We start from the raw sequence: 11,297 nt of genomic DNA, 5'->3' as shown, positions 1-11,297 counted from the left end.
GCCGAGCGCGGCATCGAGGTGCACGTGCTGCCCGCCACCGCCACCGTCGAGGACGTGTACGCGGTCGCGCCGGACGGCGTGTTCTTCTCCAACGGCCCCGTCGCCCCGGCGGCGAAGGGCACCGGCTCGTCGTCCTCGACGGTCCCGGTCGTCGTCGCGGTGCTCGCCGCGCTGGCCGCCGCCGGCGGTGGGGCCTGGTGGTGGCGCCGGCGGCGGTCCGCCGTCGCCCGTGACGCGGACTGACGGGCCGACGGGCCGACGGGCCGACGGGCTGACGGGGGAGCGGGGGCGGGGTGGCCCGGCGACGCCCTGCTTTCCGTCTCCCCGTAACACTGCGCAACAATCGGGAGCGCTCTCCGCGCCGTGCGCGCCCGGGAGTGCGCCACCGGGTGCGGGCAAGAGCGGATCTCCGGAATTCGCTGACTGATCGTGAAATAAAGCCGTGAAGTGCGAGGTTGAGTCGACCATCGGCCCGTGGGGGCCCCGGTATCGGAGGTTGACATGAAGATCGGCATCATCGGCGCGGGGAACATCGGCGGCAACCTGACCCGTCGGCTGACCGCGCTGGGTCACGAGGTGCGGGTGGCCAACTCCCGCGGCCCGCAGACCCTGCAGGAGTTGGTGGACGAGACCGGTGCCGTCGCGGTGGCGGCCGGCGAGGCCGCACAGGGGGCCCAGGTGGTCGTCGTGACGGTGCCCTTGAAGAACGTTCCCGCCCTCCCGGCCGGGCTCCTCGACGGCGCGGCCGACGGTTTCGTGGTGATCGACACCAACAACTACTACCCCCAGCGGGACGGCCGGATCGCCGCCATCGAGGACGAGGGGCTGACCGAGAGCGCCTGGGTGGCGCAGCACCTGGGCCACCCGGTGGTGAAGGCGTTCAACGGCACCTACGCCCAGGACCTGCTGGTCGCCCCGCGGCCCAAGGGCGACCCGGAACGCCTCGCCCTCCCGGTCGCGGGTGACGAGGCGGCCGCCAAGCAGCTGGTCCGCGACCTGATCGACGAGCTCGGCTTCGACTCGGTGGACTCGGGCACCATCGCCGACTCGTGGCGCCAGCAGCCCGACACCCCGGTCTACGGCCTGCGGGCCGGCGTGGCCGAGGTGGAGAAGGCCCTGGCGGCGGCCCCGGCCGAGCGGCCGGACTCCTTCCGCCACTGAGCCGCTCGCCGCGCGCCCGGTCCGGGCGCGCGGCCCGTGCCGTCCGACGGACCGTCAGCAGCGCGCTGCCCGGGTCGACGTCCGATCACCGCCTGTTCGCCGGGTGGCCACGGTCCGGCCGTGCCGGACCGTCCGGTCGCCGTCTAGCGTGAGGAGCGGAGCGGGCCCGCGGGGGTGCCCGGGGGAGGGGGAGCGAGGGTGGTCGTCACCCTGATCATCGCCTGCGAGGTCGCCTTCTGGGTGCTGCTCGTCGTCGGGCTGGCGGTGCGCTACCTGGCCGGCCTGCGCCGGACCGGTGTGGCGATCCTGCTCTGCGAGCCGCTGCTGGAGGTGGTGCTGCTGGTCGCCACCGCGCTCGACCTGCGCAACGGGGCCAGGCCCGGCTGGGAGCACGGGCTCGCCGCGCTCTACATCGGCTTCACCGTTGCCTACGGGCACGCCACCGTCAGGTGGCTGGACGGCCACGCCGCCCACCGCCTGGCCGGCGCGCCCCGCCCGCCCAAGCCGCCCCGGTACGGCATGCCGCGGGCCCGCCACGAGGGCCGGCTCTGGCTGCGCACCCTGCTCGCGGGGGCCGTGGCCTGCGGCCTGCTGCAACTGGCGGTCTGGTACGTGGGTACCGGCACCCCGGCGGCGGACCCGCTGCGCCTCTGGCAGCTCTCGGCGGCGCGGGTGGTCGGGATCCACGGGGTGATCGCGCTGACCTACGTGCTCTGGCCCAAGAAGGCCCCCGGCGGGGCTGCACCCCGGGACTGAGCGGTGGTGGCGTCTCCCTGCGGCGTCACCTGCGCTGTCACCTCAACGAGGACGGAAAGCCACGGGCCCGAGCGAGCGGAGCGCAACACGCGCACGAGGTGCCGCGTGCTTCCGGCACGACCGATGCCGACCCGGCCCGGCCCGGGCCTAAACTCGCCTGAGCGGAGCACGACTTCACGGGGGGCGTGATGGGTGAGCAGCGCGGGCCGGCACCGGAGCCGGGCAAGGCCGCGGACGTGGCGGAGTTCGTCGGGCTGCTGGGTGAGTTGCGGGCATGGGCGGGGATGCCGTCCTACCGGGTGCTGGCGAAGCAGGTCGGACTACTGCTGCAGCCGGTGCGGGCGGTGCCGCCGTCCACCCTGGTGGACGTCTTCAAGTCCCGCCGTCGGCGCCTGGACCTGGACCTGGTGCTCGCGATCGTGCGGGCGCTGGGCCTGGACGAGTCGGGAACGGCGCAGTGGCGCGAGGCGTGCATCAGGGTCCACCGGCCCAGCAGGACCCTCGACCCGGTCGGAGTGTTCGGCCAACTCCCCGCAGATCTACCGACGTTCACCGGACGCCGGGAGGAACTCGGGCGCCTCTTCGAGGCCGCGACGCAGCGTCGGGACGGTGTCGGCGCGAACACGGTGGTGATCTCCGCGATCGAGGGCATGGCCGGGGTGGGCAAGACCCGGCTCGCGCTCCACGTCGCTCATCGGTTGGTCCGCGCCGGCCACTTCACCGACATCCAACTGCAGGTGAACCTGAAGGGGTTCGACCCCGAACTCCCCGCCCTGGACCCCGCTGCCGTGCTGGAGTCCTTCCTGCGGCAGTTGGGCGTGCCCGCACAGCAGATCCCCGCCGCCCGGGACGAGCGGGCGGCGATGTACCGCGACCGGCTGCGGGACCGCGATGCCCTGGTGCTGCTCGACAACGCCGCCGACGAGGACCAGGTCCGCGACCTCGTGCCCGCGGGTACCGGCTGCCTGGTCCTGATCACCAGCAGGCGCAGCCTCGCCGGTCTCGACGGCGTCACCCCGCACCTGCTCGACACCTTCTCGCAGGACGAGTCGCTGGAACTGCTCGCGCGGATCGCGGGACACGAACGGGTGGCGGCCGAACCGGAGGCGGCCGCCCGCATCGTCGACCTCTGCGACCACCTCCCGCTGGCGGTGGCGCTGACGGCCGCACGGCTGCGCTCGCGGCCCGCCTGGTCCCTCGGGGCGCTGGCCGACCGGTTGGAGGCCGGCCGACTGGACGCGATCCGGGCCGGCGGACGGGCGATCCGCCCCGTCTTCGACCTGTCGTACCAGGCGTTGCCCGCGCTGCCGCAACGCGTCTTCCGGGTGCTCGGCCACCACCCCGGGCCCGACTTCACGCCGGCCGTCGTCGCCGGACTCGCCGGCATCCCGACCGACGACGCGCAGCACGTCCTGGACCAGCTCCAGGACGCGAACCTGGTGCGCCAGACCAGCCCGGACCGCTACGAACTCCACGACCTCCTGAGGGCGTACGCACTCGACGTGTCGGCGGAGCAGGCCGGCGCGGAGCGCCCGGCGGCGCTGGACCGCCTCGCCCGGTGGTTCCTGCACTCCGCCCACGGCGCGGCGGTGGCCATGAACGCACCCGGACTCCCCGAGCTCTCCGCAGCCGGCGACACCGCCCCCCTGCGGTTCGGCTCGTACGAGGCCGCCCTCTCCTGGCTCGACCTGGAGCACGAGAACCTCGGCGCCGTGCACCGCGCCGCGGCCCGGGAGCAACTGTACGAGGTCACCTGGACCTTGCCCATCATCCTCGACCAGTTCACGAACCTCCGGTTCCACCGGTCCCGGAGCGTGGCCACGCACCGCCTCGCGGTGGACGCCGCCCGCGCCCGCGGCGACGACGCCGTGGTGGCCTGGAACCTGCGGGGCGCGGCCGCCTCGCTCTGCGAACTCCACCGCGTCGACGAGGCGGAGAGAGCACTCACCGAAGCCCTGGAGCTCTATCGGACGGCCGAGGACCGAAGCGGTGAGAGTGCGGCCCTGCTGGACCTCGGACGGCACTGCCTGATGCGCGGCCGGTACCACGAATCCATCGAACTCACCCGGCAGAGCATCGAGTTCAATGAAGTCGCCGGCAACCGGCGGCGGGTCATGATCGGCGAGTTGAACCTGGGGGCCGCCCACTACCTGCTCGAGGACTTGACCACCGCGCAGGCCTACTTCCAGCGGGCCCTGCGTTCTGCCCGGGCCTGCGGCGAGCGCCGCGGCGAAGGTCTGACGCTGGGAAACCTCGGTGAAGTGGGGCTGCGGCTCGGCCAGGTCGACAGCGCACACACCTACTACCTCGAGCAGCGCCGGGTCGCCGAGGAGATCGGCGCCCTGGACCTGCGGGGCCGCGCCATTGCCGGCCTCGGCGCCACCCTCCGTGCAATGGGCCGCCCGGACGACGCCCGCGCGTACTGGCAGGAGGCGCACGCCGTCTTCACCGAGATCGGCAGCCCGGAAGCCGACTCGGTGCAGGAACTGATGCGCGACAGCGAGGCCGACGACGAGGACGGACCTCGGAGCACGACCTGACAAAGCACTACTGGTGCAGCAGGCCGCAACTCCGGACACCGTGCCTGGGCAGAAGTGTCGCCGTTATCCTTGACCGGTGATCGGCAACCTTGAGTCGTTCCAGAACGAGCTCGCCGCCAGCGGGTTTCCGCCGCTGATCAACAAGCTGGCCGGTGCCGGTTTCCGGGGCGGGATCGCCACCCGTGACCTCGGGCCGCTGCGGCTGGTCTCCCTCGACACGCCCGAGAGCGCCTGCATCGGGCGCGAGCGCGACGCCTGCGACGGCGAGAACCTGGCGGTCAAGGTGATGACCCGAGGCCGGACGCGGATCGCGCAAGGGCGCGGCGACGCCGAACTCGGGCCGACCGACCTGGTCCTGCTCGATCCCACGCGTGCGCTCCGGTTCGAGAGCACCGCCTCGGCGCACGTCACCATCCTGGTTCCGCGCCGGGAGCTTCGGATCCCGCCCGCGCAGATCGACCGGCTCGTCGGCGTGCGCATCGACGGCAGCCACGGCCCGGGCGCTCTCGTCTCCGTGCTGGCCCGGGAGTCGGTGTGGTCGGCGACCGAGTTCCGCGAGGCGGAGGCGCTGCGGTCGGCGGCGGCCGTCGTCGAGCTGATCGCGGTCGCGCTGGAGGCCCGGCTCGGCGACGAACAACCGGCCCCGGACGAGTGGCTGCGGAGCCGGATCGTCGGCTACATCGAGACCCGGTTGGCCGATCCCGCTCTGTCCCCGCCCGGCATCGCCGCCGCCCACCACATGTCCGTACGCCGGCTGCACAAGCTGTTCGAGGACCAGCCGCTCACCGTCGCGGCCCTGATCCGCCGTCGCCGCCTGGAGCGCTGCCGGGCCGAGCTGACCGGAAGCGGACGTACGGTCACCGCCGTGGCCGCCCGGTGGGGTTTCTCCGATCCCACCCATTTCAGCAAGCTCTTCAAGGCGACGTACGGCTACAACGCCCGTGCACTGGTCACCAGCAACCGCGCACGGACGACCAGGACGCGCACAGCCGGCCCGGACGAGGATGGTGGTGACCAAGGCAGGCAAGAGCACTAGGAGATGGGAGAAGTCGTGGCGAAGGTCAACATCGTCCGCCCCGGTGAGGGCGAGATCATCGGCAGCGGGGCGCAGCAGATCCGCATCCTGGAGAATGGCGAGCACACCGACCACCGGTTGGGGTTCGCCGAGGTCACCATTCCGCCGGGCACCCCGAGCCCGTTGCAGCATCGCCACGCCCAGCATGACGAGGGCTTCTACGTGTTGGCGGGAACGTTCCGGTTCACCGTCGGGGAGGACCAGTACGACGCCGGGCCGGGCACCTGGGTCATCGTGCCGACCGGGGCGCCGCACACGTTCGCGAACGTCGGCGACGAGAACGCGGTCATGCTGAACACCTTCACGCCGGACCTGTACGTGCAGTACTTCCGCGACTTCAAGGCCATGATCGATTCCGGGCAGCCGGTCAACGCCGAGACCATGCAACCGCTCTGGAAGAACTACGCCACCGAGATCTCGAACGAATACGCCTCGTGAAGCGCCTTCAGCAGTAGCGGGACGAGCACGGGGCGGGCGGCCGAGGGGGGACGGCCCGCGTGCGGGCGCGGCCGATGTACGGGAACGTCCGGGAACCCGGCCGAACACTGCCCACCGCACCCGGTCGGTGCGAGGGTCGTCGAGGCAACCTTCCGGGGCCTCAACCAGAAGGATCTCCAGGGAGGTTGCCGCTCCGGGCCGTGGCCGTGCCACGGCCGGGGCCGATCCAGTTCGTTCCACCTTCAAGGGGAGGCACAGCACATGCGCAAGTGGATGGGCGTGGTCGCGGGCAGCGCGGCCGTCATCGGATCGCTCTTCTTCGCCGGCACCGGGACGGCCTCGGCCACGGCGATCCCGGGCGGCGGGGGCACCGTGTCGCTGCAGAACGTGGCGACCGGCCGGTGCATCGACGACAGCAACTACGGGCTGCGCGACTTCGGCTGCCAGGACCAGAACGGCCCCTACGCCGGCTTCCAGCAGTTCGGGGTCGCCCAGGAGTCCGACGGTACGTGGGTGTTCCAGAACGTCGTGACCGGCAAGTGCATCGACGACAGCAACTACGGCCTGCGCGACTTCGGCTGCCAGGACCAGCACGGCCCCTACGCCGGCTTCCAGCGGTTCCGGGTCAGCTAGTAGTGCTTGCGCGTGGCCATCGAGCCACGGCCGGGGTAGCGGCCCCGGCGCGGCGGAGTAGCGGGGCGGGGAGTCGGGGGGGCGGGGGTTGGGCCCCCCGCCCCGGTGAGGGTGGGCGGTTGCGGGGCCCGGCGGGGGCGCGGCTCCCCCACCCCGCCCCCGGCCCCCCCCGGGTGGCGGGGCCCCGGCGGGGCGGTGTCGGGGGGGGGGGCGTCGGGGGCGGGGGGTTCGGACCGCCCGCCCGGTTCCGTCTGCGCTGTGGCCGGCCGGGCGGCCGGCTGGCACCGCACCCGCCGCCCGGGCCACCCCGGGTGAGGCCGGGCCGCCCTCGGCGCGCTCCCGGGCGCGGCCGGCTCGGCCCCGTCGCCACGTCAGTGCACCGGATGGTGCCGTACCAGGTGCCCGTAGCCGCCGGCCTCCCAGACCAGGGTGCGGAACTCCGCCAGGGAGAGCGGGCCCGACGCGCCGCCAGGTGCCGTGGCGGGCAGGTGGACGGTGGCGCAGCGCCGGCAGTACCAGGCCTGGGACCGGAGGCGTTCGGCCGCGGGCCGGCCGGCCAGCATGCGGGTGGTGATGGTCCGCCGGCTGGCGTGGGCGACCAGCAGGAGGAAGCCGGCGAGCAGCGCGATGACGCAGATCCAGCCCAGGTACGGGTTCCCCGGGCCGGTGGCCGCGGGTGCGGAGGGGAGCAGGTGGCCGGACAGGACACCGGTGTGGTCGAGGACGTACTCGGGATGGCCGTCCGGGCCGGTGGTCCAGAAGCTCGCGTCGGTGGGGGCGGCGATGGCCGGTCGATCGGCGAACCAGTCACCGGACAGGGCGCCGACCGCGAAGGTCCCGGCCGACACCAGGAGCCCGAGCACCCCCAAGGCCTTCAGCGGGATCTGGCGCTGCTCCGGGGCGTACGCCAGCGCGGCGGCCAGCGGCGACACCGTTTCGCGGGTGAGGATGTGTCCCGCGGTGTCCCCGTGCGCCGGGAACCACGCGGTCAGCCGCTGCCGCCCGGCCAGGCGGGCCGCCGGAACGCTGATCACCTGATCGGCGAGCCGACAGCGTGGGCAGGTGAGTTCAGCCTCTTGCGCCTGCGCGGGCGCAGGTGGCACGGCGTCGTTGAGCTCCGGCACTGGTTCCCCCCATGTGTGTGCTCGACCGATTCCCCACCCGGTCGGTCGCTACGCTCCACCTTCGAGCCTCGAAGATCCTAGAGCCAGCCGTTCTTGGCCGCCTTGATGCCGGCCTCGAAGCGGCTGTCGGCATCGAGGCGCGCCATGAGATCGGCCATGATCCGGCGCACCGTGCGGGCGGAGATGCCGAGTTGCTTGGCGGCAACCTCGTCGGTGGTGCCGCCGGCCAGGAGCTGGAGCAGGGCGCGCTCGACGTTGGTCAGCCCGGTCCGGGCCTCCAGGGGCCGGGCGTGGTCCAGCGGGGAGGCGCCGACCCACACCTGCTCGAACAGCGCGACCAGTTGGTGCACGATGCCCGGATCGGTGGTGTGGACGCGGCCGGCCCACGGCTGGTCCGGGTCGATGGGCACGATGGCGGCGCAGCGGTCGGCGATGAGCAGGCGTTGCGGCAGGACGGCGGTGGTGCGCACCTGGGCGCCGTGCTCGGCGAGCCACCGGCCGTAGGCGAGGGTGGGAGCGTGGTTGCGGACGGCGTCCTGGTAGACGATCCGGCAGGTCACGCCGCGGCCCAGGGTGACGGAGTCGGCGGCCTTGGCGGCCTGCAGGGACTCCTCGGGAACGGCGTTGCCGGGGACCAGCGAGATCACCTCGCTGGTGGCACCGGCCACCAACTGGTCGAGGCGGTCCTGGACGGCGTCCGCGCCGAGCAGGTGCTCGGTGCTGCTCGTCGCGCCGCCGGCCGGCCGGGTGGCCGGACCGGGCGTGACCTGTTCGGCGATCAGGCGGGTGGCGGCGGCTCGGGAGGCGGCGATGGCCCGCTCCCGGGCAGCGAGCTCCTCCTCCTGACGGCGGACCAGGCCCGGCAGGGCCACGGCCATCGGCACCGGGACCAGCGCACCGTCGCGTTCGCGCGAGTGGCGCAGCAGTTCGAGGGCGACGAGCTCGTCCAGCGCGGCGCGCACCTGGACCTCGCTCAGGTCGGTCAGCCCGGCCAGCTCCTCGACCCCTGCACCCGGGTACTGCTGCATCACGCCGTAGACGGTCCGTGCGGTCGCGCCGACCCCGAGCATGTCCAGCATTCAGAGCCCCCGTGTCTGAACCTGCAATGTCCGCGAAGACCTTCGCATACGCATCCGCGACTGACAAGAACCCTCCACGGCACGGGAGGTCGGGGCCGTCGAACCGTGACCTGCACGGTCGGTGTCTGCATCCGGCCAGGCCGCCCCAGGCCATCCGGAATCCCTGGTCGGGACGGGTGCACCGGGACGAGACTCGTACTCGTCGGGCCGGGGAAGCACCGGACGACGCCAGCGGAACCGGGCCGGCAACGGGCGGACCGCCGCGCACCGATCACTGTGCCCGCACCCATGGGAGGAACCCCGATGCTGACCGTCCTGCGCACCGTCGCCGTCACCGCGATCCTGCTCGTCGGCGGTGCCACCTGCGCCACCGGCGCCACGGCGGCGGACGCCGCCACCGGCTCCCCGGCGACGGCGGCGTCCCAGCCGGTCGTGACCGACGGCACGGCGCCGACCGCCCCCTGCATGGCCTGCTAGCCCGGCCCGCGATGGAACTGGTCCTCGTCTCCCTGACCGCCCCGCCCCGCCCCGCGTCGACGCCCGCGTCGGCCGCTGCCAACCCGACCACGGTCCGGGCTGCCGCCTACGCCACTGGGGCGGGCCCCACCGCTGTCGGACCGCAGGTCCTGAGCGACATCCTGTGGGCCAACGCCCGTCCCGACGACCGCGTCGAGCACATCAGCGTCCACGCCGGGGCCGACCGGCAGTCCTACACCGCGGGGCTCTTCCTGCTGCCGACCACCTCCGACCCGGGACCGGACGCCTGCGCCGGGACGGCACTGCGCCTGTGCCGCACCGCGATCGCCAACTCCCCCGCCCTGGTCGGCTGGCACGCGCACCGCCTGATCACCGATCACCACCGCCACGAGGTCCCGTAGCGCCGGGCCGCTGACGGTGCGCCACGCACCGCGCAGCCCGGCTGCCGAGGCCGAGCCCGTCGCGGCCACGCCGTAGAAGCCACGCCGTAGAAGCCGCACCGCACCGTTGCCGCCTCGCCGGCCCGTTCGTTCCGCCGACCGCGCCGCTGTCCGCAGCGAAGACGGTGCTGCGTCGGCCCACCGGGGGACCGTTCCCGGACCCGTGTGATCACCGTCTTCCGCTCCCACCAGAGAATCAGGACATCCGTCATGCCCTCCTCCCGTCTCCGTCGCAGCGCCGGCACCCTCGCCACCACCGCCCTCGCCGTCTCCCTGGTGTCCGCCGTAGCCACCGCCCCGGCCTTCGCCGCCGACACCGCCAGCACCATCGCCACGATCGCCAAGGGCCAGATCACCCACACCATCAGGACCGGCTACTGCGGTGGCTACGGACCGTGCGGTGCCGGCCCCGCGTTCGCCGGGTACTACGCCACGGGCACCGGCCAGCACAACAGTTGCGCGAGTCCCGGCAGCAACGCGGGCCAGCGCCAGGCGTGGTGCGCCGACTTCGCGGGCTGGGTCTGGCAGCAGGCCGGCGTGCCGAGCATGGACGGCCGACTGGACGACTGGGCCTACAGCTTCCTGAACTACAACGGTGGTGCGAACGTCACCAAGACGCCGGGAGTCGGTGACGCCGTCGTGTTCTCCGAACAGCGCACCACCGGCGCCGACATACCCTCGGCCAACTGGCCGAGCACGGTGAACGGGATCGCCCACGTCGCGGTCGTCGTCGCGGTGCCGGACAGCAGCCACATCACCGTGGTGGGCGGCAACGACAACAGCGAGGTCGAGGAGGAGACCATCCCGTCCGCGATCGGGTCGGCCGGGGAGGGCCACTACGTCTACCGCTACGTCACGCCCGGCACCGGAACCCCGTCGGCGGCCCAGACTCCGGCCACCCTGAGCAGCATCGGCACTTGGAACGGCAGCAAGCTCGTCGCCGATTCGCCGCAGCCGGCCTCCGGCCAGATCATGCTGACCGCGACCGAGGCGAACGCCGCACGGGTCTGGTACTACCTCGACAACACCAACCCCGCCGGCAGCGGCACGGGCCTGATCAGCGCCGCCGACAGCGGCGGTGGCGCCAGCCCGTCCCACAAGCTGGTCCTCAACACGGCCTCGCTGAGCAACGGCACCCACACCGTCACCGCCGCCGCCTTCGACGTGGGCAACGCGAACCAGATCGACGCGACCCGGACCTTCACCATCACCGTCAACAACACGCCGCCGGCCGCCAAGACCAGTCCGGTCCTCGCGGCGCTGCCGAACGGCGACTACGACGTGGCCTGGCAGGGCGCCGACGCCAACAAGTCGCTCTGGTTCGGCACCGGCACCGGCAGCAACATGTGGAACTACGGCAACCCGTACGTGATGGGGGTCGCCCCGGGCACCAACCCGTCGATCATCACCCAGTCCGACGGTAGTTGGGTCGCCGCCTGGCAGGGGGCGGACGCGAACCGCACGCTCTGGCTGGCGACCGGTTCGGGCACCACGATGACCAGTTACGGCAACCCGTACCAGATGGGCGTCGCCCCCGGGACGAGTCCCTCGCTGGCTGACTATAATACACATCG

11 protein-coding genes and 1 pseudogene are annotated in these 11,297 nt (G+C 73.0%); 10 read left to right on the top strand and 2 right to left on the bottom strand.

What is annotated here, in order from left to right:
• The 7 genes and pseudogenes from ACFW1A_RS32145 to ACFW1A_RS32115 form a co-directional block, all read left to right on the top strand.
• Positions 1-204: pseudogene (locus tag ACFW1A_RS32145) on the top strand (hypothetical protein); the annotation flags it as partial.
• A gap of 297 nt (positions 205-501) precedes the next feature.
• The gene (locus ACFW1A_RS32140; protein ID WP_380415125.1) at positions 502-1,161 is read left to right on the top strand and encodes an NADPH-dependent F420 reductase; all 660 of its coding nucleotides are present in this window, start codon (positions 502-504) and stop codon (positions 1,159-1,161) included.
• A 198-nt stretch (positions 1,162-1,359) separates the two neighbouring features.
• Positions 1,360-1,917 (top strand): hypothetical protein, encoded by a 558-nt coding sequence (locus ACFW1A_RS32135; RefSeq protein WP_380415122.1) that lies wholly within the window; start codon positions 1,360-1,362, stop codon positions 1,915-1,917.
• Positions 1,918-2,105: 188 nt separating this feature from the next.
• Complete coding sequence (locus tag ACFW1A_RS32130; RefSeq protein ID WP_380415120.1) at positions 2,106-4,457, top strand: ATP-binding protein; 2,352 nt, start codon at positions 2,106-2,108, stop codon at positions 4,455-4,457.
• Between the two features lie 76 nt (positions 4,458-4,533).
• Positions 4,534-5,493 carry a helix-turn-helix domain-containing protein gene (locus ACFW1A_RS32125; protein WP_380415118.1) on the top strand — a complete coding sequence of 320 codons (960 nt, stop codon included), beginning with the start codon at positions 4,534-4,536 and terminating at the stop codon, positions 5,491-5,493.
• Between the two features lie 15 nt (positions 5,494-5,508).
• Positions 5,509-5,970: a cupin domain-containing protein gene (locus tag ACFW1A_RS32120; protein ID WP_380415116.1), complete on the top strand. Its 462-nt coding sequence runs from the start codon at positions 5,509-5,511 to the stop codon at positions 5,968-5,970.
• Between the two features lie 261 nt (positions 5,971-6,231).
• Entirely contained in the window at positions 6,232-6,603 is a 372-nt protein-coding gene (locus ACFW1A_RS32115) for an RICIN domain-containing protein (RefSeq protein ID WP_380415114.1), read from the top strand.
• 371 nt (positions 6,604-6,974) lie between these two features.
• On the opposite strand, the gene ACFW1A_RS32110 is transcribed toward ACFW1A_RS32115, so the two are convergent.
• Entirely contained in the window at positions 6,975-7,637 is a 663-nt protein-coding gene (locus tag ACFW1A_RS32110; protein ID WP_380415112.1) for a hypothetical protein, read from the bottom strand.
• A gap of 167 nt (positions 7,638-7,804) precedes the next feature.
• Positions 7,805-8,806, bottom strand: coding sequence for a LuxR C-terminal-related transcriptional regulator (locus ACFW1A_RS32105; protein ID WP_380415110.1), 1,002 nt, complete (start codon positions 8,804-8,806; stop codon positions 7,805-7,807).
• A 303-nt stretch (positions 8,807-9,109) separates the two neighbouring features.
• Between ACFW1A_RS32105 and ACFW1A_RS32100 the strand changes: the two genes are divergently transcribed.
• The 3 genes from ACFW1A_RS32100 to ACFW1A_RS32090 form a co-directional block, all read left to right on the top strand.
• Positions 9,110-9,283: a hypothetical protein gene (locus ACFW1A_RS32100; protein WP_380415108.1), complete on the top strand. Its 174-nt coding sequence runs from the start codon at positions 9,110-9,112 to the stop codon at positions 9,281-9,283.
• An 11-nt stretch (positions 9,284-9,294) separates the two neighbouring features.
• A complete protein-coding gene (locus tag ACFW1A_RS32095) occupies positions 9,295-9,684 on the top strand; it encodes a hypothetical protein (protein WP_380415106.1) in 390 nt (129 codons plus the stop codon).
• Positions 9,685-9,933: 249 nt separating this feature from the next.
• Positions 9,934-11,297, top strand: a 1,364-nt coding sequence (locus ACFW1A_RS32090; RefSeq protein ID WP_380415104.1) for a CHAP domain-containing protein, incomplete at its 3' end; no start/stop codon positions are given.

The organism is Kitasatospora sp. NPDC058965 (assembly GCF_042741245.1).
Lineage (GTDB): Bacteria > Actinomycetota > Actinomycetes > Streptomycetales > Streptomycetaceae > Kitasatospora.
The sequence above is the reverse complement of the archived record's forward strand: the minus strand, read 5'-3'. Positions and strand labels throughout refer to the sequence as shown.

Excerpts from the sequence above, each read along its gene's own strand:
- ACFW1A_RS32140 (WP_380415125.1), top strand. The coding sequence starts at position 502 with ATGAAGATCGGCATCATCGGCGCGGGGAACATCGGCGGCAACCTGACC.
- ACFW1A_RS32130 (WP_380415120.1), top strand. The coding sequence starts at position 2,106 with ATGGGTGAGCAGCGCGGGCCGGCACCGGAGCCGGGCAAGGCCGCGGAC.
- ACFW1A_RS32115 (WP_380415114.1), top strand. The coding sequence starts at position 6,232 with ATGCGCAAGTGGATGGGCGTGGTCGCGGGCAGCGCGGCCGTCATCGGA.
- ACFW1A_RS32105 (WP_380415110.1), bottom strand. The coding sequence starts at position 8,806 with ATGCTGGACATGCTCGGGGTCGGCGCGACCGCACGGACCGTCTACGGC.
- ACFW1A_RS32100 (WP_380415108.1), top strand. The coding sequence starts at position 9,110 with ATGCTGACCGTCCTGCGCACCGTCGCCGTCACCGCGATCCTGCTCGTC.
- ACFW1A_RS32095 (WP_380415106.1), top strand. The coding sequence starts at position 9,295 with ATGGAACTGGTCCTCGTCTCCCTGACCGCCCCGCCCCGCCCCGCGTCG.